Origin of the sequence: Pseudomonas sp. QS1027, from assembly GCF_002814235.1 — a bacterium.
Taxonomy (GTDB): domain Bacteria; phylum Pseudomonadota; class Gammaproteobacteria; order Pseudomonadales; family Pseudomonadaceae; genus Aquipseudomonas.
This window is the reverse complement of the sequence record NZ_PHSU01000033.1, coordinates 200,833-222,263: the sequence shown is the minus strand read 5'-3', so window position 1 is coordinate 222,263 and position 21,431 is coordinate 200,833. Positions and strand designations below refer to the sequence as shown.

The 21,431-nt window shown below is 62.8% G+C and carries 23 protein-coding genes; 13 read left to right on the top strand and 10 right to left on the bottom strand.

Annotated elements, in window-relative coordinates; all coding sequences use genetic code 11:
- Positions 1-147: 147 nt before the first annotated feature.
- From CWE01_RS33410 to CWE01_RS27865, 4 genes are all read right to left on the bottom strand, one after another.
- A complete protein-coding gene (locus CWE01_RS33410; RefSeq protein ID WP_157815288.1) occupies positions 148-366 on the bottom strand; it encodes a hypothetical protein in 219 nt (72 codons plus the stop codon).
- Positions 367-563: 197 nt separating this feature from the next.
- Positions 564-1,358 (bottom strand): alpha/beta hydrolase, encoded by a 795-nt coding sequence (locus CWE01_RS27875; protein ID WP_100943775.1) that lies wholly within the window; start codon positions 1,356-1,358, stop codon positions 564-566.
- A 175-nt stretch (positions 1,359-1,533) separates the two neighbouring features.
- On the bottom strand, positions 1,534-1,839 hold the full coding sequence (locus CWE01_RS27870) for a DUF6482 family protein (protein WP_100943774.1): 306 nt from the start codon (positions 1,837-1,839) through the stop codon (positions 1,534-1,536).
- A complete protein-coding gene (locus CWE01_RS27865; protein ID WP_100943773.1) occupies positions 1,836-2,372 on the bottom strand; it encodes a DUF3833 domain-containing protein in 537 nt (178 codons plus the stop codon). The genes CWE01_RS27870 and CWE01_RS27865 overlap by 4 nt, the downstream gene beginning before the upstream one ends.
- A 434-nt stretch (positions 2,373-2,806) precedes the next feature.
- On the opposite strand from CWE01_RS27865, the gene CWE01_RS27860 reads away from it, so the two are divergent.
- From CWE01_RS27860 to CWE01_RS27850, 3 genes are all read left to right on the top strand, one after another.
- Positions 2,807-2,995, top strand: coding sequence for a hypothetical protein (locus CWE01_RS27860; RefSeq protein WP_100943772.1), 189 nt, complete (start codon positions 2,807-2,809; stop codon positions 2,993-2,995).
- On the top strand, positions 2,992-3,777 hold the full coding sequence (locus CWE01_RS27855; RefSeq protein ID WP_218176870.1) for an EAL domain-containing protein: 786 nt from the start codon (positions 2,992-2,994) through the stop codon (positions 3,775-3,777). Before CWE01_RS27860 ends, CWE01_RS27855 begins: the two co-directional genes overlap by 4 nt.
- 102 nt (positions 3,778-3,879) lie before the next feature.
- Positions 3,880-4,530, top strand: coding sequence for an HAD family hydrolase (locus CWE01_RS27850; RefSeq protein WP_100943771.1), 651 nt, complete (start codon positions 3,880-3,882; stop codon positions 4,528-4,530).
- 9 nt (positions 4,531-4,539) lie between these two features.
- Here CWE01_RS27850 and CWE01_RS27845 read toward each other — a convergent pair whose 3' ends face one another.
- From CWE01_RS27845 to CWE01_RS27825, 5 genes are all read right to left on the bottom strand, one after another.
- Complete coding sequence (locus tag CWE01_RS27845) at positions 4,540-5,793, bottom strand: 3-phosphoshikimate 1-carboxyvinyltransferase (protein WP_100943770.1); 1,254 nt, start codon at positions 5,791-5,793, stop codon at positions 4,540-4,542.
- Positions 5,794-5,879: 86 nt separating this feature from the next.
- Positions 5,880-6,503 (bottom strand): transcriptional regulator, encoded by a 624-nt coding sequence (locus tag CWE01_RS27840; protein ID WP_100943769.1) that lies wholly within the window; start codon positions 6,501-6,503, stop codon positions 5,880-5,882.
- An 87-nt stretch (positions 6,504-6,590) separates the two neighbouring features.
- Positions 6,591-7,562, bottom strand: a complete 972-nt coding sequence (locus CWE01_RS27835; RefSeq protein ID WP_100943768.1) for an ornithine cyclodeaminase — start codon at positions 7,560-7,562, stop codon at positions 6,591-6,593.
- Complete coding sequence (locus tag CWE01_RS27830) at positions 7,559-8,695, bottom strand: aminotransferase class I/II-fold pyridoxal phosphate-dependent enzyme (RefSeq protein WP_100943767.1); 1,137 nt, start codon at positions 8,693-8,695, stop codon at positions 7,559-7,561. Before CWE01_RS27830 ends, CWE01_RS27835 begins: the two co-directional genes overlap by 4 nt.
- Before the next feature lie 130 nt (positions 8,696-8,825).
- Positions 8,826-10,817, bottom strand: a complete 1,992-nt coding sequence (locus CWE01_RS27825; RefSeq protein WP_100943766.1) for an APC family permease — start codon at positions 10,815-10,817, stop codon at positions 8,826-8,828.
- Positions 10,818-11,041: 224 nt separating this feature from the next.
- Here CWE01_RS27825 and CWE01_RS33405 point away from each other — a divergent pair, with 224 nt between their 5' ends.
- The 6 genes from CWE01_RS33405 to CWE01_RS27800 all read left to right on the top strand — a co-directional run bounded on the left by CWE01_RS33405 (position 11,042) and on the right by CWE01_RS27800 (position 16,223).
- The gene (locus tag CWE01_RS33405; RefSeq protein ID WP_157815287.1) at positions 11,042-11,188 is read left to right on the top strand and encodes a hypothetical protein; all 147 of its coding nucleotides are present in this window, start codon (positions 11,042-11,044) and stop codon (positions 11,186-11,188) included.
- Positions 11,189-11,280: 92 nt separating this feature from the next.
- Positions 11,281-11,364: a K(+)-transporting ATPase subunit F gene (gene kdpF / locus CWE01_RS34405; RefSeq protein ID WP_100943765.1), complete on the top strand. Its 84-nt coding sequence runs from the start codon at positions 11,281-11,283 to the stop codon at positions 11,362-11,364.
- Positions 11,365-11,423: 59 nt separating this feature from the next.
- Entirely contained in the window at positions 11,424-13,151 is a 1,728-nt protein-coding gene (kdpA, locus tag CWE01_RS27815) for a potassium-transporting ATPase subunit KdpA (protein ID WP_100943764.1), read from the top strand.
- Positions 13,152-13,167: 16 nt separating this feature from the next.
- On the top strand, positions 13,168-15,258 hold the full coding sequence (kdpB, locus tag CWE01_RS27810; protein WP_100943763.1) for a potassium-transporting ATPase subunit KdpB: 2,091 nt from the start codon (positions 13,168-13,170) through the stop codon (positions 15,256-15,258).
- Positions 15,259-15,270: 12 nt separating this feature from the next.
- Entirely contained in the window at positions 15,271-15,894 is a 624-nt protein-coding gene (gene kdpC, locus CWE01_RS27805) for a potassium-transporting ATPase subunit KdpC (RefSeq protein WP_100943762.1), read from the top strand.
- Between the two features lie 44 nt (positions 15,895-15,938).
- Positions 15,939-16,223: a hypothetical protein gene (locus CWE01_RS27800; protein ID WP_100943761.1), complete on the top strand. Its 285-nt coding sequence runs from the start codon at positions 15,939-15,941 to the stop codon at positions 16,221-16,223.
- 134 nt (positions 16,224-16,357) lie between these two features.
- Here CWE01_RS27800 and CWE01_RS27795 read toward each other — a convergent pair whose 3' ends face one another.
- Complete coding sequence (locus tag CWE01_RS27795) at positions 16,358-17,344, bottom strand: aldo/keto reductase (RefSeq protein WP_100943760.1); 987 nt, start codon at positions 17,342-17,344, stop codon at positions 16,358-16,360.
- Between the two features lie 108 nt (positions 17,345-17,452).
- On the opposite strand from CWE01_RS27795, the gene CWE01_RS27790 reads away from it, so the two are divergent.
- The 4 genes from CWE01_RS27790 to CWE01_RS27775 all read left to right on the top strand — a co-directional run bounded on the left by CWE01_RS27790 (position 17,453) and on the right by CWE01_RS27775 (position 21,428).
- On the top strand, positions 17,453-18,361 hold the full coding sequence (locus CWE01_RS27790; protein ID WP_100943759.1) for a LysR family transcriptional regulator: 909 nt from the start codon (positions 17,453-17,455) through the stop codon (positions 18,359-18,361).
- Between the two features lie 139 nt (positions 18,362-18,500).
- A complete protein-coding gene (locus CWE01_RS27785) occupies positions 18,501-19,091 on the top strand; it encodes an amino acid synthesis family protein (RefSeq protein WP_100943758.1) in 591 nt (196 codons plus the stop codon).
- A 25-nt stretch (positions 19,092-19,116) separates the two neighbouring features.
- A complete protein-coding gene (locus CWE01_RS27780) occupies positions 19,117-19,950 on the top strand; it encodes an alpha/beta fold hydrolase (protein ID WP_100943757.1) in 834 nt (277 codons plus the stop codon).
- Positions 19,947-21,428, top strand: coding sequence for an aldehyde dehydrogenase (locus CWE01_RS27775; protein WP_100943756.1), 1,482 nt, complete (start codon positions 19,947-19,949; stop codon positions 21,426-21,428). Before CWE01_RS27780 ends, CWE01_RS27775 begins: the two co-directional genes overlap by 4 nt.
- Positions 21,429-21,431: the final 3 nt, after the last annotated feature.

The following is a 21,431-nucleotide window of genomic DNA, read 5'->3' as shown; positions in this document are numbered from 1 at the left end:
GGAGATGAAGTCGTGAGCGATCATGAGCCCTTGCCCCAGCACCTTCAAGTCAAAGGATCGCATTCGCAACAGGAGCGGCGCTGCTTGTGTCCGGTTTTTCAGCGACAGACGAACAGCACAGCCCGGCTTTGCGCCGGGCCGTGTGTCTCAGGGTTTGAGCGGAAGTTCTTCGTCAAGCTCCGACAGGCTTTTGCCATCGTCGGGGTGTTTCCAGGTTTGCGGCGGCACCTGGGGGTCGGTTTCGTTGCTCGGGCTCTCACTGAGCGGCTCTTGATCCTCATCCGGGATCGGCACCTGGCGCCAGGGCATGGCCTGGACGCACCGGTACGCAAACGCCGTGAACGGGGAAGCAGGTTGAGTATCCATACGCACCTCGCATCAGCAGCCCGGACCATCCGGGCTGTCAATTCAAGTGTAGGCAATGCCAGGATAGCTTGCCGCCCCACCACCCTGTGAGAGCCGGCTTGCCGGCGATTCAGGCGACGCGGTGTCTCTGCCAATCCGCGTTATCGTTCATCGCCGGCAAGCCAGCTCCCACAGGATTGGTGTCGCCCATACAGCGATTACTTGGCGTCCAGCGCGTGTTTCGCGGCCTGTTCGATCAGCGCGGCCACTTCCTTGGGGTGGGACTCGTAGACCGAATGGCTGGCACCGGCGATTTCAATGGTGTGGCTGTTGGCGCGCTTGGCGTACATGCGCTCCAGGTCCGGGTTGATGATGCGATCGGCTTTTGCCACGGCGTACCAGCTCGGCTTGGTTTTCCAGGCGGCCGAAGTAGCGGCGGTGGTAAACACCGAGGCCGAGGTCAGGGACTGGGCATTGGCTTCGAATTCAGCCTGGGCCTTGGGCAGGTCAGCCGCGAAATCCGCGGCATAGAACGCCGGATCCAGGTAGAGGAAGCCGTCCGCGGTTTTCTTCACGGCCTTGGTCAAATTCGGATAAAGCTTGCCGTTGGCGGCTTCGGTTTCACCGATATCCAGGGCATGGGCAGCGATGTAGACCAGGCCCACCACGTGGTCGTCGGTACCGGCATCGGAAATCACCGCGCCGCCGTAGCTGTGGCCGACAAGAATGGTCGGGCCGTCCTGCATCGCCAGGATCCGCTTGACCGCCGTCACGTCATCGTTGAAAGCGGTCAGCGGATGCTGCGCCACCGAGACGTGGTAACCGTCCTTGACCAGGATGTCATAGACCGGCTTCCAGCCCGCGCCATTCACAAACGCACCGTGGACCAGAACGATATTGTGCACGGGAGCCGCTGCCGGAGCCGGGGCCGCCGTCGCGCTGCCGGCCATCGCCAGGGTCATGCAGGCCAGGGAGACGGCCGCCAACAGGGAAGGTACTTTCGCAAATTTCATGGGATTCATCTCACTCGGGATTCGGGTTATCGCCCAGCCTTGTCGGCCATTGCGCTAGTACAAAGTGGCTTGCCCTAGTCCGACGAGCGCCACGCCGAGTTATTCCACGACCCGCTGAAAAATATTCGAAAAACCCGTGCCGGCATGTTGCTTACGCGCCACCGGACAACTGCCGTCACCAGGGTGGTGTCAGAGAAAATGGCAGGCGCAGGGGCTCGATGGGACCGTCACGCATACCGCACATCTCGTCGTGGACGACGTGCTGAACCAGCACACAGGGTAGCGACGGCAACTCGCACAACAACTCACGCACGTGACTTGTGGAACGCAGCCGCAGCACTTCGCCGCGCGCATCCAGCAAGGTGCTCATGCCCTGCTCCAGCCGGGCTCGCAGCAAGTAGAAGCCGCCCTCCAGCGAGAGCAGTTCCAGTTCCTGGACACGCCCTTCGGCGGCCCATTCACTCAACGTCTGAAGGTTCATTGCGGCACCACCGGCTGCCGGCGGAAAAACAGGGTCACCTGACCCAGTTCGACGCCGAGCTTGCTCATGCTCGAGCGATTGATCAAGGTGTCCTCATCCATCAGGTACATCCAGTCGTCCAGGCTCACCTCCCAGGTCGAACCGTCCACCGGCAGGTTCATCTGATAGCGCCAGCGCAGGGCGTTACCCGCTACTTCGCCGTGCGCCTCGCCGACCACATCGGCGGCACGGCCGGTCCAGTGCCCGGAGCCCCCCGGGGTCAGGGTCCAGACCCGCTGCTGGCGGCTGCCGTCGCTATAGAGGAAATGTTCGTCGAGAATCAGCTGTTCACCTTCGCGACGGCTGGCGATCTGTACATGGAATCTCTTGACCACCTCCCCCGAACGTTTCTGGAAGATCCCCCAGGCCTCCACCGGTTGCGAAAAGAAGCGCACCAGATCGAGCGAGGGACGTTCGGCGGCGTAGTGATCGACTTCGACGTTGCCGCAACTGCCCAGCAAGAAGCAACAAAGCGCCATCAGCAGGATTCGCATGCTCCAACACCTCGTAGACTCCGGAAAACTTCAGGAGAACACCCGAAATACTATACAGAAAATAATATTTGTAAATGTTTTGCCCGGCAGGCTTCAATTCGACTCCTATCGAGAGATAGGCGAATCAGAGTGGCAGGCAGAGTGACGGAAAAATCTGGAAATTGAGCCTAAAACAAGCATAAAACCGGCAAATCTCGAGCAAGCCGACTCAAATTCAACACTGTGCATCGGCTCGATGCCGAGCTCGGGAGAACAACGCGCACCTCCCGGGCATAACCGATCAAAAACGATAGCCGCCAAAAATCGACACAGAATGAACGACTTACTCGAAAAATTCCTATACAAAAATAAACACTCGTACAGATATGCCTCCCCTGCCGAGATGAGATCAAAGCGCCATCATCCAATCACCTTGACCAGGACGAAAAAGGACTATGCTCTGCAAACCCGCAAATATTGCAGGCATTGAACACATCGTGTCTTGGCGCCGCATCAAGGCCGAAGGCTGGCGCTCAGGCGCGATCAAAATCGGCGCCCCCCTTATCCTGCGTTTGAACGGCTGGCTGCAGCAGCCACAAGCAAGGGGTTGGACTTTTTTCAACAGCACGAGCGAATCGCTATGAACACGCCCCACGGTTCATCCGCAAGCTGTCTGGCTTGTAAAGAGGGCACCGCTCTGGAGTTCGACTTCAGCATGGCATTCCAGCCAATCGTTGATGCGCGCGCGCACCAGGTATTTGCCTACGAAGCCTTGGTACGCGGACTCGACGGAAGTGGAGCCCAGAGCATTTTGAGCCAGGTTTCTGAAAGCAATCGTTATGCATTCGACCAGGCATGCCGGGTAAAGGCTGTCGAACTGGCCGCTCGACTCGCAATGCCTTGCTATCTCAGTATCAACTTCCTACCCAATGCGGTGTACCAGCCGGCGGCCTGCATCCGTGCCACGCTGGAAGCGGCAAGGCGCTTCAACTTCCCGACGAATCAAATTATCTTCGAAGTCACCGAAAACGAGTACCTGGTTGATAAGCAGCATATCAAGCAAATTATGCTGGAATATAGAAAACAAGGCTTCAAGACCGCCATCGATGACTTTGGTGCAGGTTATTCCGGGCTCTGTTTTCTCGCCGAGTTTCAACCCGACATCATCAAGCTGGACATGGAGCTTATCCGAAATATCCATGATGACCGAGTCAGGCAGGTCATCACCGACAGCGTGCTGGGCATGTGTCGATCTCTCGACATACGGGTGATCGCCGAGGGTGTCGAAAGCGAAGAGGAGTATCTCCAGCTCCGCCGCCTTGGCGTCGAACTCTTCCAGGGCTACCTGTTCGCCCGCCCGCAGTTCGAAGCACTGCCCAGCATCACATGGCCAACCGAACCAGCGGGCAACGGCCAGACCGCTTGAACAAGCCGTCGACCTGCTCCGCGCACCGGCAAAGACAATGGAAAATCCCGTGCTAGCATGCTGCCTTTGCCCTGCGACAAGGGCTGACAGTGGAGAACGGAGATGGTTGAAGGTCAGCGATTCGCGGCGTTTCTATTCGATATGGACGGAACCCTGCTCAACTCCATCGCCAGCGCCGAGCGCGTCTGGGCCCAATGGGCAGAGCGCCACGGCCTCGATGTGGAAGCCTTCCTGCAGACCATTCACGGTGTACGCAGTATCGAAACCGTGCGCCGCCAGAACCTGCAGGGCGTCGATCCCGAGCGTGAAGCAGCGGCGATCACCCAGGCCGAGATCGACGACGTCGAAGGCGTGATCGCCATCGAAGGCGCGAAAGCCTTTCTCGCCAGCCTGCCGCCGGAGCGCTGGGCGATTGTCACCTCGGCGCCGCGGGCCCTGGCCGAACGGCGGATGGCCGCTGCCGGCCTGGACTTCCCACCACTGGTGATCACCGCCGAAGATATCGCCCACGGCAAGCCGGCACCCGACTGCTACCTGCTGGCAGCGCAACGCCTGGGCGTTCGCCCACAAGACTGTCTGGTATTTGAAGATGCCCCGGCGGGCATTACCGCGGGAGAAACCGCTGAGGCACGGGTGGTGGTGATCAGTGCGACCCATGCCCACCCGATGGAAACCCCGCACCAGGTGCTGGCTGATTACCGCCAGGTCGCCGTCCATATCAACGATCAGGGCCTGGCGCTGGTCCAGGCCTGATCGAATCGGTCAGGCGTACTGCACACCCAGCGAGGCCAGGGCCTTCCAGTAATCCGGGTAGGTCTTGGCCACGCAATCGGGGTCCTGGATGCGGATACCGGCGACTTTCAAACCGGCCAGGGCAAAGCACATGGCGATGCGATGGTCGGAGTGGGTGTCGATCAGGGCATCGCAGGTGGTGCCGGCCAGGGCCGGATCGGCGGCGACCAGCAGGTCGTCACCCTCCACGCTCGCCAGGCCCGGACGAATGCCGTTGAGGCCATCGAACAGCGCCTGGACCCGGTCGCATTCCTTGACCCGCAGGTTCGCCAGCTCGACAAAGCGCACCGGGGTTTTATTGAACGCCGCCAGCACCGCCAGGGTCGGGATCGCGTCCTGCATCTGCGAACCGTTGATCACGGCGGGCATGTGCGGGAACTGCTGGATCACCTCCAGTGCCTTGGCGTCCGGCTGGGTAAAGTCTTCACCGGCCACGCCCAGGTCGATATGACCGTCGGTCAGGGCTTGCGCCGCCCACAGGTAGGTGGCCGCCGATGCGTCCGGCTCGATGCGGTAGTCACAGGCCTGGTAGCCGGTGGCGGCAACACGCCAGAGGGTTTCGTCGAGTACTTCGACCTGGGCACCGAAAGCCTGCATGCAGGCGATGGTCAGGTCGACGTAACCACGGGCACCGATGTCCTTGCCGGTCAGGGCCACTTCGATCGGGGCCTCGCCGCAGGCCGCCAGCATCAGCAAGGCCGATACGTATTGGCTGGACAGGCCGCCGTCGATTTCGAAACGTTTGGCCTGCACGCCGCCACGACCGTTCACGATCACCGGCGGGCAGCCGGTTTCGCTGGCGACGTCCAGGCCGCCGCGTTGCAGGGCCTCAAGCAGCGGGCCGATCGGGCGCTTGCGCATATAGTGGTCGCCGTCCAGCACCACACGACCGTTCACCGTGGTCACTGCCGCGGTCAGGAAGCGCACCGCGGTCCCGGCATTGCCGAGGAACAGCGGTTGTTCCGGCACTTGCAGCTTGCCGTTGCCGGTGACCACGAAGGTGGTCTCGTCCGGCTCGTCGATCTGCACGCCCATCTGCCGCAGGGCGGTGGACATATGGCGGGTGTCATCGCTTTTCAGCGCGCCGGACAGGCGGCTGGTGCCCTTGGCCAGGGCGGCGAGCAACAAGGCCCGGTTAGTGATCGATTTCGAACCGGGCGGCGTCACCTTTCCGTTCAGGGACGCGTTCGGCGGGATCACGGTGAGGGTTTGCTGCACAGCCATTCATCAACTCTCCAGGCTCGAAAGATAAGCGCACAAGCTCGTGCACCTCGACAGTCCGCCATGATGCCATTAATGCGCCCACTGGATCACCCGTTTCCGTCGTCGGTGGCAATGGCTTTCAGGTAGTTGTAAACCGTCGCCCGGGAAATCTCGAAGTACTCAGCGAAATAATCGACGAAATTGCGGACATCCAGCAGCCCGCCGGCCTTGGCCTCGATCAGTGCCAGACGGATTTCGACGCGACCGAAATCACTTCGGCGCACGCATTGGCGGGCCGAGATGGCTTCGACGATATCGTTGAGTTTTTCCCGCCAGTCGGCGTTGAACAGGGCCTGTGGACGCGGCTGCGGCTGGGTGCCGACGGCAAAGCCGCTGAGCAGCTTCTGCACCTGGGACAGGGCCGTGACATCGAAATTCAGGCACAGCAGGGCGACGATCTCGCCGTTGTCGGCGCGCGCGGCGATGCTGATGGAACGCAGTTGGCGGTTGTTGGCGCCGTTCTTTTCGTAGGGACCGATAACGTCCGTGCCCTGCTCCAGCTCACCGAGGTCGTCGAGCAACGAGGGATCGCCGACCTTGCGCCGGGAGAAGCCATTGGCGATGTGGGTGATCCGCCCGCTGCGGACATCGTGGACCACCGCTTCGAGGTCGGGAAACAGCAGCGCCGCGAAGCCTTCGGCGGCGGCGTTCATAAAGGCGATATCGACCATAGGGGAGCCGGGCCATTGAAAATAAGCGGGAATTGTACGCAATGCCCTCTGCAGGAGCGAGCTTGGTGGCGAGAGCGCCCCCGGCGCCTAGCGCTCCGCGCTGCGCAGCGACTCGATCGCCAGGCTGGCAATGGCGATGTCATGGGCTGCCAGCCCCGTCAGGTCGGCCACGGTCACATCCTCCTCGCTGAAACGCCCCGGGACCCTGCCCGCCAGCACTTGCCCCAGCGAGACATCGACCCCGGCACTCACCCACCCCGCCGCCAGGGCATGGGCCAACTCACCCCGCTCAGCGCACTGATGACGATCATCGGTCATGATCACCCGCGCCCGGGCCAGGATCGCCGGGTCCAGCTCCTGCTTGCCGAGGCTGTCGGCCCCCAGCGCGACGATATGGGTACCGGGCCGTACCGCCGAAGCCGGGACCAGCGCCTCGGTCGAAGGCGTGCAGGTGATCACCACGTTGCAACGCTCGAACAACTGCTCCACGCTCGGCAGTGCCTGGGCGATCAGGCCTTGATGGCTGAGGCTGGCCGCCAGTCGCGCGGCCTTGTCCGGGCTGCGTCCCCAGATAAATACACGGTCGATACCCAGCATCTCGGCGGCCCAGCGCGCCTGGTGCTCGGCCTGATGGCCGCTACCGACAATGCCCAGCGCCGTGACCCGCGACGGCGCACCAGCCCTGGCCGCCAGCGCGCCGGCGGCAGCGGTGCGCCAACTGGTCAACCAGCCCTCGTCATTGAGCACCGCCAGCGTCGCCCCGGTCCGTGCATCGAAGACCAGCATCAAGCCATTATTGGTCTCCAGGCCCTTGGCGGCATTCTCATAGAACCCCATCGCCACCTTGACCACAAACACCTGGCCACCGCGAAAATGGCCGAACTTGATATGACAGTCCCCCGGCGGATCCTGGAACAGCAACTCACCGCCCCGGGGCGCGACGACTTCACCCTCGGCGTGACGGATAAAGGCCTCACGCACCACCCGCAGCATGTCCTTGCGCAGCAGGACGTCGCGCAACTCGCCCAGACCGTAGACCGGCAACGCTATCGGGCTCATGGGCGGCGACCGCGCAGGTAGTTGGCAAACACTTCCAACCCCTCCTCCATATGCGCCCGGCCATAGCCGATACGGAAGCGATCCCGGGGCACTGGCCCCAGCGCCGACTCGTAGATGCTCGACGGCAATAACAGCACGCCAGTGCGCTCCACCAGGTCGGTGGCGAAACGCTCGACCCCTTCGGCCCCCAGGTAACGCGGGTAGGCAATGCAGCCGCCATCAGGGCGATACCAATCGAACAACGCTTCAAACTCGCGGAAGAATCCATCCAGCAGCGTGAGGTTGTGACGCATCAACTGGTGAATCCGCGCCAGGATCGGCTCACGGGCCTTGAGCGCGATCCGTGCCAGCACTTCACTCGGGCCGGCGTTACAGATCGACAGGTAATGCTTCATGCGCTCCATGCGCGACAGCAAGGCGCGGTCCTGGCAGGCGATCCAGCCGATCCGCAGCCCCGGCAAACCGTAGGGCTTGGACATCACCGCCAGGGACAGGCCACGTTCGTAGACATCGGCCACCGCCGGCAACTGCCCGCCCTCACCCAAGCCCAGCAAACGATAGGCCTCGTCGCTGAACAGGTAGATCCCGTGCTGGCGACACAGGTCGACCAGGGCATCGAAACGCTCGCGTTCAAGGATCTTGCCGGTGGGGTTATGGGGGAAATTGATGGAGATCAGCCGGGTGTTGGGGCGGATCGCCGCCGCCACCGCGTCGATATCCAGCGTCCAGCCCTGCTCCGGGTCCAGGGCCACGCCGGTGACCTCGCAGAGACTCAAGGGGATGGTTTCCGAGGACTGGTAGTTGGGGGTTACCACGATGGCGTGGTCGCCTTTGTCCAGCAGTGCATGCATGGCCACATAGAGCCCTTCCTCAGCCCCGGCGAAGCAGAGCAGATCGGCCGGGGCCAGGCGCTCGTAGGTCGAGGCGATCACCTCCAGCAATTCGGGCGCGCCGAAGGTCTGGGTGTAGCCCAGGGATAGCGTCTCGAAAGCTTCGCGATCCGGCGCATCGGCCAGCGCCAGCAACTCCTTGATGGTCAGGCTTTGCGCATCGGATGCGGTCATATGGTAGCGCGCGGAAAACTCCCACTTGGAAAAGTAGGTTTCCAGGCGGAAATCCGGAAGTGTGGCCATGCGTTATTCCCCAGGTCGATTCAAGTCACGGCCTTTGCGTCAGGGACAGCAGGCCTTGGACAGAGCATACCCAGACTTATACAAACTGTCTATTTTTTACATTTAATGCAATTCAGAGAATTCGCAGCACTCAGGCCATCACACTCTTGTGCTCGGCCCCGTTCAACCTGAGGGGCAGAATCACCAGGGGAATACCATCCAGGTGCAGCCGGCGTTGCAACAACAGGGGAGTCTGATTGTGCAGCCACTCGCTGAAGCCCCAGCTGTCCTGCAGGATCAGCTTGTTGCTGAAACACACGCAGCCAGGGTAATGCCGGGTCGCTTCGCCGAGCAGCTTCTGCAGTTCGGCGACCGGGTCGGTGCCGTAGCCGATCCGCCGTGTCGCGCTGATACCGGCCTGGGCACAGAAGGCCTCCAACTGATCCATGGACTCGTCGAGGCGGGTCTTGCGCCGTTGCACACCGTCGATCCGCCCCCACACATGCCCCTCCACCTTGACGATGCCGACGAACACCACATTGGCAAAGCGATTCGGGAACAGCCGCTGCACCCAGAGCAAGGTATGGATCGCCGCGCCCCAATGTTCGGTGGCCAGGATCACCGCCGTCGGCGCATCTGGCGTGGGCTCGACGCGGGTGACGGTTGCCAGCACCTGTGCCGGCAGGGTGAACTCGGTATCCATCTGCGTGCGCAGGTTTTCCACCTTGGTGTAGTGGTGCCGGACCAGGGCACAGCCGCCGATCACCAGCAGGGTCAGGCAAAGGGTCGCCCAACCGCCTTCGAAGAACTTTTCCGTCAGGGTCACCAGCAGGATGCCCGAGGCCACGCAAAAGCCCGTGACCGACACCAGCATCCGCCCGAGCCAAGGCCCTTCGCGGCGATGCTGCCACCAGTGGCGGCACAGCCCGGCTTTGGCCAGGGCCAGGCTGAGAAACACATTGATGCTATAGAGCACCACCAGCAGCCCCAGCGAGCCCCGCGATAACAGCAGGATCAGCAGCGCGCAGGCCCCCACGAAAACCACCCCGTTCTGCTTGACCAGGCGGTTCGACAGGTTGCAGAAACGGTGCGGCAGCCAGGAGTCGGCAGCCATGCGGCCGAGCAGCGAGGGGGCGAAGATCAGGATCGAATTGGCCGCCACGAAGACAATCGCGCCTTCCAGCGCCAGGGTCAGCAGGAGCAGCGCATGACTGGCGCCCGGGGCAATCCCGAGTTGCTCGATAACGGCCTTGAACACCACCGCGTTCAGGGTCTGCCCATAGGTCGGTTGCGCGCCCCAGAGGCTGTACAGAAGAATCATGCCGCCGGCCATGAACGCCAGGGAAAAGCCCACCGAGAGCAACGCGGTACGACCGGTCTTGATCCGGGGCTCGGCCAATAGATTGACGTTGTTGGCAATCGCCTCGGACCCGGCGTAGGTACTCCCCCCAAGGGAATAAGCCCGCAGGAACAACGCCACCAGCAAAGGCCAGCCGATATCCCCGGACAATGCCACGGTGTCAGCGGAGCTGCGGACCAGCGTGCCCGTCAGGTCACCGGCTTTCGACGCAACGCCATAGACGATCAGCCCCACGTGTACCAGGACAAACCCCAGCGTCAGGGGCAGCAGCAAGCGGATCGAGTCGGCGATACCGCGCAGATTCAACAGGATCAGCAGCAGCACCAGGCCGATTTCCACCACCAGTTTGTGGCTCTGCCAATCAACCGGCAACAGGCTGAACAACGCATCGGTGCCACTGGCCAGGCAAACCGCAATGGTCAGCACATAGTCGACGAGCAAGGCGCAGCCGGCCACCAACCCGAGCCTGGGACCCAGCAGTTTCGAGACGATCTTGTAGTTGCCGCCACCCGAAGGAAACAGCTCGACCACCTGACGATAGGCCAGCGACAGGACCCAGACGGTCAGCAGCGTCGCCAGGGCCAGGAACACCCCCAGTTCAGGATGGGCCCCCAGCGCCAGGTAGGCCCGCTCCGGGCCATAACTGACCGAAGCCAGGCCACTGGCACCGAGGCCCGCCCAGGCCAGCAGGCCGACCAGCAGCGTATGGGCGCGTGTATCGGGAGCCAATGGATCGCGCGCGGGCCCGATAATCCCCTGTGCCAGCTGTTCCAGTTTGAGCATGACCGCCACCTTGAATGCTTTGTTTACAGCCTTGAGATCAGTTAGGACCCAACGCATCGATTCGCCAAGTTTCTTTACGGAAAATTGATAGCGCCAAACCCTAAAAAGACACAGGCCTTATCAGACCCGAATAATCCTCTACTTATACTTGAACTGTACCCACCGAGATCGGTAAAGCCGATTGAAAGTGCCCACTAACGCCACAGGTATCGAGGACTGACATCATGTTATTCAGCGCACTCCTGTTTGCAGCGATCATCGGCTTCTATCTGTTGTGCGGGCTGGTCGTCTACTTTGCCGACAACGTCATCACGCCCTCGAAAACCCCGGATATCAAGCCTGTGCTGCCAAACCGGCACAGCCGCAACTGATCCTGAAAGCCGCTGGCCGACAGACTTAAAGCAATGCAGCGGGTGCTCTTCGCCCGCTGTCCACTCCCGCACGACAAGAAGGAATACTCGACATGGCCATTGATCTGTTACTGGCGCTGGTGGTCGGCGTAGTGATCTACCTGTTCTACGCCGTTATCAATCCGGAAAAGTTCTGACTGCCTGTTTCTGTTAATAGCGCACGCCAGAAAAGTCCGCTGATTCAGGAGTTAATGCAATGTCACACCTCTGGCTACAAATCATTATTACCTTGATCGCCACACTGGCACTGAGCCTGGTGGTGGGACGTTATCTGGCCAGGGTGGTGACTGATCAGAAAACCGTGCTCGACCGGGTGCTCGACCCGGTGGACAACCTGCTCTACCGGCTGATCGGCAAACAGGCCTGCAGCCAGGCGATGAACTGGAAAAGCTACACCCTGCACATGCTGGCGACCAACCTGGTGATGGCCCTGCTCATCTACCTGGTACTGATCTTCCAGAATGTCCTGCCGCTCAACCCGCAGCATTTCGCCGGCATGGAACCGATGCAGGCGTTCAACACCGCCATCAGTTTTATTACCAACACCAACTGGCAGAGTTACGGCGGCGAAAGCACCCTGTCCAACTTCAGCCAGATGGCGGCCATCACCTTTCCGATGTTCACCTCGGCGGCGACCGGCTTCGTGGTGGCGATCGCCTTTATTCGCGCCTTGCTGGTCACCGATGGCGGGGCCAATCTGGGCAACTTCTACCGCGACCTGATCCGCTTCATCACCCGGGTGCTGCTGCCCGTGGTGCTGGTGCTGAGCCTGTTCCTGATCTGGCAAGGCGTACCCCAGACCCTGGATGCCAGCCTGGTGACCGACACCCTTCAAGGCGGCCACCAGACCCTGACCCTGGGGCCCGTCGCCGCCCAGGAAGCCATCGAAAACCTCGGCACCAACGGTGGCGGTTTCTTCAACGTCAACGCCGCGCACCCGTTCCAAAACCCCAATGCCCTGACCAACTTCGTGCTGATCCTGCTGATGGCCAGCCTGCCCGCCGCCCTGGTGGTGATGTTCGGCCATATGATCAAGAACCATCGCCAGAGCACAGTGATCTACAGCGTCATGGCCCTGATGCTGGTGGGTTTCCTGCTGCTCTGCGTGATTCCGGAACAGGCCGGCACGCCGCTGCTGAGCCAGTTGGGTATCGACACCCACGCCAGCGCCCTGCAGGCCGGCGGCAATATGGAGGGCAAGGAAGTCCGTTTCGGGATCGCCCAGAGCGGGCTGTTCGCCGCTTACACCACGGCGTTCACCACCGGCGCGATCAACTCGATGCACGACAGTTTCACTCCGCTGGGCGGCCTCTCGACCCTGGTGCAGATGATGCTGCAATGCGTCTTCGGCGGTAAGGGCGTGGGCTTCCTCAACTTCCTGATCTACGGCCTGATCGGGATCTTCGTCGCCGGCCTGATGGTCGGGCGCACCCCGGAATTTCTCGGCAAGAAGATCGAGAAACGCGAAATCATCCTGGTCTCGCTGGCCATGCTGATTCACCCCCTGGTGATCCTCGCGCCTTCGGCCTGGTCGATGGTGATGCCCTACGGCGTGGCCTCGCTGGGCAACGCCGGAGTACATGGCTACTCGGAAGTGCTCTATGCCTTCACCTCCGCCGCGGCCAACAACGGCTCGGCCTTCGGTGGCCTGAACGCCAATACGCCCTGGTACAACATCGCCATTGCCTGCGTGATCGTGATCGGTCGCTACCCTTCGATCATCTTCCTGATGGCGGTCGCCGGCTCCCTGGCCGCCAAGCCGACCTTGCAGCCCAATATAGGCACCCTGCGTACCGATACCCCGATGTTCGGCATCTGGTGGCTGGCGACGATCGTCATCGTCGGCGCACTGACCTTCCTGCCGGCGCTGGTCCTGGGACCGATCGCCGAGTTTTTCGCCATGAACAAGCACTTGTTGTTCTAAGGGTGAGGAGACTGAGATGAAAGTTGAAAAAGCATTGCCACTGGCCCCGCTGTCGACCCCTGTTGCGGCCCGCAAGGCGCCACGCACGGACACCCGGCAGGAGCGTCTGCGGCTGATCCTGGTCGAGCCGCTGAAAAAGTTCGATCCACGGGTGCAGATCAAGAACCCGGTCATGTTCGTGGTCTGGATCGGCACCCTGGTGACCGCCGCGCTGACGATCAACCCGCAGCTGTTCGGCCCATCGAATGCCACGTCGCTGTACAACGGCGTGGTGACCTTCATCCTGTTTATCACGGTGTGGTTCGCCAACCTCGCCGAAGCCATGGCCGAGGGGCGTGGCAAGGCCAAGGCGGCGTCGTTGCGCCAGACCACCACACAGCTCAATGCCACGCGGCTGCTCTCTGACGGCCGCCTGGAAGTGGTGTCGGCGGCTTCGCTGCGCAAGGACGACCTGGTCAAGGTCAACCGTGGCGAACTGATTCCCATGGACGGCGAAGTGGTCGAAGGTGCGGCCTATGTCGACGAGTCGATGATCACCGGCGAATCCGCACCGGTGATCAAGGAGTCCGGCTCGGACGTCAACTCGACGGTCACCGGCGGTACCAAGGTGATCTCCGACTCGCTGGTGATCCTGGTCACCGCGTCTCCCGGCAACACCTTTCTCGACCGCATGATCAGCCTGGTGGAAGGCGCCAAACGGCAGAAGACCCCGAACGAGATCGCCCTCACCGTGCTGCTCTCGGTGCTGACCCTGATCTTCGTCATCGTGGTCACCGCCATCGCCCCGGTGGCGAGCTACCTCAATGCGCAGATCAACGTCGCCGACCTGGTGGCGCTGATCGTCGCGCTGATTCCCACCACCATCGGCGCCCTGCTCTCGGCCATCGGTATTGCCGGTATCGACCGCACGTTGCGCTTCAATATGCTGGCGATGTCCGGCAAGGCGGTGGAAGCCGCTGGCGACGTCAACACCCTGCTGCTGGACAAGACCGGCACCATCACCATCGGCAACCGCCAGGCCACCGAGTTCCTGCCGGTCAAGGGCGTCACCCGCCAGGAGCTGCAACAGGGGGCCTACCTCGCCTCGCTGTTCGACAGCACCCCGGAAGGCAAGTCCACCACGGCCTATGCCAAGACCCTGGGCATTCATGAAGAAAGCCGGCTGGAACAAGCCGTCGGCATGGACTTCTCGGCGCAGACCCGCATGAGCGGCTCCGATCTGGCCGATGGCCGCGTGGTGCGCAAGGGTGCGGTGGACTCCCTGGTCAACTACGTCAGGGACAGCTACGGCAGCGAGATTCCCGTCGACCTCGAACGCCTTGCCCTCGGCGTCAGCCAGCAAGGCGCGACGCCCCTGGCGGTGGCCATCGACGGGCGGATCCTCGGCATCATCAACCTCTCCGACGTGCTCAAGCCGGGAATCCGCGAGCGGGCTGCGCAACTCCGGGCCATGGGCATCCGCACGGTGATGGTCACCGGCGACAACCCGACCACCGCCAGTGTGATCGCGGCCCAGGCCGGCCTCGACGATTTCGTCGCCCAGGCCACCCCCGAGGACAAGCTCAAGCTGATCCGCAGCGAACAGGCGGCCGGGCACCTGGTGGCCATGACCGGCGACGGCACCAACGACGCCCCGGCCCTGGCCCAGGCGGATGTCGGCCTGGCCATGTACACCGGGACCATGCCGGCCAAGGAGGCGGCGAATATCATCGACCTGGACTCCGACCCGACCAAGCTGCTGGACCTGGTCACCATCGGCAAGCGCATGCTGATCACCCGCGGTGCCCTGACGACCTTTTCCATCGCCAACGACGTGGCCAAGTACTTCGCCATCCTGCCGGCACTGTTCATGGTCGCCCTGCCCGGCCTGGCGGCGTTGAACCTGATGCACCTGGCCACGCCGCAAAGCGCGATCCTCTCGGCGCTGATCTTCAACGCCCTGATCATTCCGGCGCTGATTCCCCTGGCCTTGCGCGGGGTCAACTTCATGCCGAAAAGCGCGGAAACCATGTTCTATCGCAACTTGCTGGTGTACGGCGTCGGTGGGCTGATTGCGCCCTTTATCGGCATCAAGCTGATCGACCTGTGCCTGGCACCCTTCCTGTAGGAGGATCTGATCATGATCAAGTTCTTGTCACCGGCCCTGCGTGTTACAGCCGTCACCTTCGTGCTCTGCGGCCTGGCCTACCCCTTCGCCGTCACCGGGATCGGGCAGCTGCTGTTCCCCTCCCAGGCCAATGGCAGCCTGGTGAAAACCCCCGAGGGCCAGGTGATCGGCTCGGCGCTGATCGGCCAGCAATGGGATGCCCCGCAGTGGTTCCATGGGCGGCCATCAGCCACCACCGACACCGATCCCAAGGACCCGTTGAAAACCGTGCCGTCGCCTTATAACGCGGCCAGTTCCTCGGGTTCCAACCTGGGGCCGACCAGCCAGGCCTTGAGCGATCGGCTGACCGCCGATCGACATGCCCTGGAGCAGGCCCAACCGGAATTGGCCGGCCAGACCCTGCCCGCCGATATGCTGACCACCTCGGCCTCCGGCCTGGACCCGGACATCAGCCCGGCCAACGCCGCCTTGCAGGCGACCCGGGTGGCACAGCAACGCGGTGCGCCGCTGGATAACGTACTGGCGCTGGTCCAGGCCAATACCCAGGGACCGACGCTGGGGGTGTTCGGTGAGTCGCGGGTCAATGTGCTGGCCCTGAACCAGGCTCTGCAACGGGACTATCCGGCGCATCAATAAGGCGGGACAATAGGCGGGACTTACTCCGCAACAGCGACACTGCCATGAACGTAAAGGTTTCACGAAACGTCCCGTCCCTGTTCTGCCTGCTGACGCTGGCGATCGGGTTTTCAATGATCGCCGGCTGTTCCGGGAGAGGATCGCAAACCCCGGTCGGCGGTTACGCCTGTTATGCCCAGGCAGTACCGACGCAGGGAGATGGCGGATTGGCCTGGGCGCCGAACGTGAAAACCGCCAGCGTGAAAGCCATCGGTAACTGCCAGCGCTTCGCCGCTCAATCGGGCGGAACGCCGGCAACCTGCAAGGTCACCCTGACCGGCTGCCGCTAAGAAACGCCGCACCCTTGTAGGGGCCGGCTTGCTGGCGATTCGATCTCATAGTCGACATCTCTGTCGCCTGAAAGACAGCAATCGCCAGCAAGCCGGCCCCTACAGGAAACGCGTCCGGCCTTGATGGACAGGCGTTAGCCGCGGATACCCGGCGCCATGAACTCGGGGCCCACCGGGTCCTTGATGGTATTGAGCAGTATCTGGTCGATCTGCTTCAGGTCATCCGCCGACAGTCTCCAGCCAAAGGCATCTTCGATGCCCTTCAATTGCTCAGGCTTGCGCGCGCCCCACAAGGCAATGGTCGGCCCCTGGTCGAGCACCCAGCGCAAGGCCAGGGCCAGCACCGATTTGCCATGCCGTTCACGGGCATACAGGTCCAGCGCCGCCACGGCCGCCAGGTACTGCTCGAAACGCGGGGCACGGAACTTCGGATCGACACCCCGGATATCGTCGCTGCCGAACGCCGTCGCCGCACTCATGGAACCGGTCAGCAACCCGCGGCACAGCGAACCGTAGGCCAGCACCACCAGCGAATGCTGCTTGGCGTAGGGCAGGATGTCGCTGTCGATGGCCCGCTCGAACAGGTTGTAAGGCGGCTGCACCGTCGCCAACGCGGTGTATTCACGGAACTCGTCCATCTGCGTCGGCGAATAGTTGCTCACCCCCACCGCCAGGATCTTGCCTTCCTGACGCAGTTTTTCCAGCTCCAACGCGGTCTCCTGCTGCTCGACCAGCGGATCGGGCCAGTGGATCTGGTAGAGGTCGATATAGTCGGTCTGCAAACGCTGCAGGGAGTCTTCGACTTCCCGACGAATCCGCGCCGCCGTGGCGTTGCGCCGCACCGAACCGTCATCCCATTGCAAGCCGGCCTTGGTGGCGATCACCGCCTGGTCGCGTACCCCCTTCAAGGCCTTGCCGATCAGGATTTCGGAATGCCCCTTGCCGTAGACCGGCGCGGTATCGATCAGGTTGATACCGCGTTCCAGGGCGTGGCGCAGGGTCTGGATCGAGACCTCATCGTCCGCGCCTCCCCACATCCAGCCTCCCATGGACCAGGTGCCGAGGGCGATGCGCGAGACCGGTTTGTCGATGCCGGCGATAGCGATGTGTTCGATGCTCATGATGATCTCCAACAGACTCGAAGCATAAAAGGATCATGATTTTAGGTCATCCATGATTGAATAGGGCTCAACACCCCGTTCACCTTCTTTCCTCGTAAAGGCCACGACATGGCAGCCTTCAACCGGTCCGAACTGGCCGACCTCAATGTGTTCATGGCCATCATCCGCCGCCGCAGCTTTCGCCAGGCCGCCCATGAACTGGGGGTCACCACCTCGGCGCTGAGCCACACCCTGCGCAACCTGGAAACCCGCCTCGGGGTCAAGCTGCTCAACCGCAACAGCCGCTCGGTGGAACCCACGGATGCCGGTGCCTTGCTGGCGCAGAAGCTGGCCGTCGGTTTCGCCACCATCCAGGAAGCCCTCGACGAACTCGACCGTTATCGCCATGCGCCGATCGGCCGGCTGCGCCTGAATGTGCCGCGGGACGCCGCCCGCCTGCTGGTCAGTCCGGTGCTCGGCGAATTCATGGCGGCTTACCCGCAGATCAACCTGGACCTGAAGGTCGAGGACCGTCTGGTGGATATCGTCGCCGAAGGTTTCGATGCCGGGATCCGCTATGGCGCGACGGTGCCCCAGGACATGATTGCCGTACCGCTGACCGGCGAGTTGCGCTGGATCATGATTGCCTCCCCCGACTATCTCGCCCGCCGTGGCATCCCGGAAAAGCCCGCCGATCTGCTGGAGCATGCGTGCATCCGGATGCGCCTGGGCGACAACACCGCCTACAAATGGGAACTGGGCAACGGCGCGCAAATGATCAGGCTGGATGTCCCCGGAGCCCTGACCGCCTCGGATACCCAGGCGGTGATCGACGCGGCGCTGGCCGGTGTCGGGATTGCCTATTGCCTGGAAAAACGCGTCACCCGGGAGCTCGAGGACGGCAGCTTGCGGGAGGTGATGCCGGACTGGTCGAGCATGGGCGCCCCGTTCTGCCTCTACTACTCCAGCCAGCGCCAGTCGCAGCCGGGGCTACGGCAGTTGATGGAGATGATCCGCCAGCACAACCTTCCACTGTAGGACTCGCCCTCGCGGCTCCTACAGTTTTGCGGCGCGTTCGAGAAACCACTCGCCGACAAACTTTCATGAGGGGCTTGCACAGCCAATATTATGGTATACCATCATACCATCTGATCAACGTGCACCCAGGAGCCCCCTTATGAGTTTCGAAATCCGCAAGATCGTCAGCTATTCCGAACAGACCCTGATCGAAGGCGGCAAGGCCACGGACAAACCGGTGACCATGGTCGGCCTGGCCGTGGTCATGAAAAACCCCTGGCTGGGTCGGGGTTTCGTCGAAGACCTGAAACCGGAAATCCGCGCCCACTGCTCCGACCTCGGCGCCATGATGGTCGAGCGCCTGGTAGCCGCCATCGGCGGTGCCGAACGCATCGAAGCCTACGGCAAGGCCGCGGTGGTCGGTGCCGACGGTGAAATAGAACACGCCTCGGCGGTGATCCACACCCTGCGCTTCGGCAACCACTACCGCGAAGCGGTCCAGGCCAAGAGCTACCTGAGCTTCACCAACAAGCGCGGCGGCCCCGGCACCTCGATCCAGATCCCGATGATGCACAAGGACGACGAAGGCCTGCGCTCGCACTACATCACCCTGGAAATGCGTATCGAAGACGCGCCGCGCGCCGACGAAATCGTCGTCGTGCTCGGTTGCGCCGACGGCGGCCGCCTGCACCCGCGCATCGGCAACCGCTATATCGACCTGGAAGAACTGGCCGCCGAGAAAGCGCGGTAATCAACAAGAAAGGCAGGAGCGCTCCATGATTCGGCACACCGCTGAACGCACCCCGGCCGGCACCAGTTACCTGGCGACCGGCGAAGGCCCACCCGTGGTCCTGATCCACGGCGTAGGGCTGAACAAAGAAATGTGGGGCGGCCAGGTCGTCGGGCTCGCGCCGCACTACCGGGTGATCGCCTACGACATGCTCGGACACGGGGCCAGCCCACGTCCCGACCCGGACTGCGGGCTGCCCGGCTATGCCGAGCAGCTGCACGAACTGCTCGAACACCTGCAGTTGCCGGCGGCCCATGTGATCGGCTTTTCCATGGGCGGCCTGGTGGCCCGGGCCTTCGCCCTGCACTACCCGCAACAGCTGCAAAGCCTGGTGGTGCTCAACAGCGTATTCAACCGCAGCGCCGAGCAACGTGCCGGGGTGATCGCCCGCACCAGCCAGGCGGCGCAACATGGGCCGGATGCCAACGCCGAGGCGGCACTGTCGCGCTGGTTCAGTCGCGAGTACCAGGCGGCGAACCCGGCGCAGATCGCCGCCATTCGCCAGACCCTGGCCGGCAATGACCCCCAGGGTTACCTGACCACCTACGAGCTGTTCGCCACCCAGGACATGTACCGCGCCGACGACCTGCACGACATCCAGGCGCCGACCCTGATCGCCACCGGCGAACTGGACCCGGGCTCGACACCGCAGATGGCCCGGCAGTTGGCCGAGCGGATTCCTCACGCACAGGTTGCCGTGCTCGCCGAGCAACGGCATATGATGCCCGTGGAGTCGCCGCGCCTGGTCAACCAGGTACTGCTGGACTTCCTCGCCAACGCCCACGCCCGACAAGACCAGATAAAGGGGATCGTTGCATGACACTCACCCGCTTCCAGATGTGCATCGACGGTGAATGGGTCGATGCCCTGTCCGGCAAGACCTTCGACAGCCTCGACCCGGCCCTCGCCGAACCCTGGGCGCAGTTGCCCGACGCCGACGAAGCCGATGTCGAGCGTGCGGTCCAGGCCGCGCAACGGGCTTTCGACAACCCGGCCTGGCGCGGCCTCAGCGCCACCGCCCGAGGCAAACTGCTGCATCGCCTCGGCGATCTGATCGCGGAAAACAAGGAGCGCCTGGCCCAACTGGAAAGCCGCGACAACGGCAAGCTGATCCGCGAAACCCGCGGCCAGGTCAGCTACCTGCCGGAATTCTTCCATTACACCGCGGGCCTGGCCGACAAGCTCGAAGGCGGTACGCTGCCGCTGGACAAGCCGGATCTGTTCGCCTACACCGTGCACGAACCCATGGGTGTGGTTGCCGGGATCATCCCCTGGAACAGCCCGCTCTACCTGACCGCGATCAAACTGGCACCGGCCCTCGCGGCGGGCAACACCATCGTGCTCAAGCCTTCCGAGCACGCCTCGGCCACCGTCCTGGAGCTGGCGCGCCTGGCCCTGGAAGCCGGCATTCCGCCCGGCGTGGTCAATGTCATCACCGGTTACGGCGCAAGCACCGGCGCGGCCCTGACCCGCCACCCGCTGGTGCGCAAGATCGCCTTCACCGGCGGCGCGGCAACCGCCCGCCATGTGGTGCGCAGCAGCGCCGAGAACTTCGCCAAGCTGTCCCTGGAACTGGGCGGCAAGTCGCCGAACATCATCTTTGCCGATGCCGATCTGGACAGTGCGATCAACGGCGCCATTGCCGGGATCTACGCGGCGTCCGGACAGAGTTGCGTCTCCGGTTCACGGCTGCTGGTCCAGGACGAAATCTATGACGAATTCGTCGAGCGCCTGGTGGCACGCGCCCAGCGCATTCGCATCGGCAACCCACAGGACGATGCCAGCGAGATGGGCCCCATGGCCACCGCGCAGCAACTGGCCGTGGTCGAGGGCCTGGTGGCCGACGCCCTGGCCGAAGGCGCACGCCTGCGCCTGGGCGGCAAGCGCCCGCAGAACCTGGGCAATGGCTGGTTCTACGAGCCGACCCTGTTCGAGTGCGACCGCAACTCGATGAAGATCATGCAGGAAGAAGTCTTCGGTCCGGTGGCCTCGGTGATCCGCTTCAAGGACGAGGCCGAGGCCCTGTCCATCGCCAACGACTCGCAGTTCGGCCTCGCCGCCGGCATCTGGACCCGCGATCTGGGCCGCGCCCATCGACTGGCCCGGGACATCCGCTCCGGGATCATCTGGGTCAATACCTACCGCGCGGTCTCGGCCATGGCGCCCATCGGCGGTTTCAAGAACAGCGGCTACGGTCGCGAGAGCGGCATCGATTCGGTGCTGGCCTATACCGAACTGAAAACGGTGTGGATCAACCTCTCGTCAGCCCCCATGCCCGACCCCTTCGTGATGCGCTAGGAG

What these genes read in the sequence shown, in the direction of transcription:
- CWE01_RS27785 (WP_100943758.1), top strand. Translation starts at nt 18,501, where the DNA reads ATGAGTTTCGAAATCCGCAAGATCGTCAGCTATTCCGAACAGACCCTG.
- CWE01_RS27830 (WP_100943767.1), bottom strand. Translation starts at nt 8,695, where the DNA reads ATGGCCACACTTCCGGATTTCCGCCTGGAAACCTACTTTTCCAAGTGG.
- CWE01_RS27850 (WP_100943771.1), top strand. Translation starts at nt 3,880, where the DNA reads ATGGTTGAAGGTCAGCGATTCGCGGCGTTTCTATTCGATATGGACGGA.
- CWE01_RS27875 (WP_100943775.1), bottom strand. Translation starts at nt 1,358, where the DNA reads ATGAAATTTGCGAAAGTACCTTCCCTGTTGGCGGCCGTCTCCCTGGCC.
- kdpF (WP_100943765.1), top strand. Translation starts at nt 11,281, where the DNA reads ATGGCCATTGATCTGTTACTGGCGCTGGTGGTCGGCGTAGTGATCTAC.
- kdpC (WP_100943762.1), top strand. Translation starts at nt 15,271, where the DNA reads ATGATCAAGTTCTTGTCACCGGCCCTGCGTGTTACAGCCGTCACCTTC.
- CWE01_RS33405 (WP_157815287.1), top strand. Translation starts at nt 11,042, where the DNA reads ATGTTATTCAGCGCACTCCTGTTTGCAGCGATCATCGGCTTCTATCTG.
- CWE01_RS27825 (WP_100943766.1), bottom strand. Translation starts at nt 10,817, where the DNA reads ATGCTCAAACTGGAACAGCTGGCACAGGGGATTATCGGGCCCGCGCGC.
- CWE01_RS27845 (WP_100943770.1), bottom strand. Translation starts at nt 5,793, where the DNA reads ATGGCTGTGCAGCAAACCCTCACCGTGATCCCGCCGAACGCGTCCCTG.
- CWE01_RS27870 (WP_100943774.1), bottom strand. Translation starts at nt 1,839, where the DNA reads ATGAACCTTCAGACGTTGAGTGAATGGGCCGCCGAAGGGCGTGTCCAG.
- CWE01_RS27800 (WP_100943761.1), top strand. Translation starts at nt 15,939, where the DNA reads ATGAACGTAAAGGTTTCACGAAACGTCCCGTCCCTGTTCTGCCTGCTG.
- CWE01_RS27775 (WP_100943756.1), top strand. Translation starts at nt 19,947, where the DNA reads ATGACACTCACCCGCTTCCAGATGTGCATCGACGGTGAATGGGTCGAT.
- CWE01_RS27780 (WP_100943757.1), top strand. Translation starts at nt 19,117, where the DNA reads ATGATTCGGCACACCGCTGAACGCACCCCGGCCGGCACCAGTTACCTG.
- CWE01_RS27795 (WP_100943760.1), bottom strand. Translation starts at nt 17,344, where the DNA reads ATGAGCATCGAACACATCGCTATCGCCGGCATCGACAAACCGGTCTCG.
- CWE01_RS27790 (WP_100943759.1), top strand. Translation starts at nt 17,453, where the DNA reads ATGGCAGCCTTCAACCGGTCCGAACTGGCCGACCTCAATGTGTTCATG.
- CWE01_RS27835 (WP_100943768.1), bottom strand. Translation starts at nt 7,562, where the DNA reads ATGAGCCCGATAGCGTTGCCGGTCTACGGTCTGGGCGAGTTGCGCGAC.
- CWE01_RS27860 (WP_100943772.1), top strand. Translation starts at nt 2,807, where the DNA reads ATGCTCTGCAAACCCGCAAATATTGCAGGCATTGAACACATCGTGTCT.
- kdpA (WP_100943764.1), top strand. Translation starts at nt 11,424, where the DNA reads ATGTCACACCTCTGGCTACAAATCATTATTACCTTGATCGCCACACTG.
- CWE01_RS27840 (WP_100943769.1), bottom strand. Translation starts at nt 6,503, where the DNA reads ATGGTCGATATCGCCTTTATGAACGCCGCCGCCGAAGGCTTCGCGGCG.
- CWE01_RS33410 (WP_157815288.1), bottom strand. Translation starts at nt 366, where the DNA reads ATGGATACTCAACCTGCTTCCCCGTTCACGGCGTTTGCGTACCGGTGC.
- CWE01_RS27855 (WP_218176870.1), top strand. Translation starts at nt 2,992, where the DNA reads ATGAACACGCCCCACGGTTCATCCGCAAGCTGTCTGGCTTGTAAAGAG.
- CWE01_RS27865 (WP_100943773.1), bottom strand. Translation starts at nt 2,372, where the DNA reads ATGCGAATCCTGCTGATGGCGCTTTGTTGCTTCTTGCTGGGCAGTTGC.
- kdpB (WP_100943763.1), top strand. Translation starts at nt 13,168, where the DNA reads ATGAAAGTTGAAAAAGCATTGCCACTGGCCCCGCTGTCGACCCCTGTT.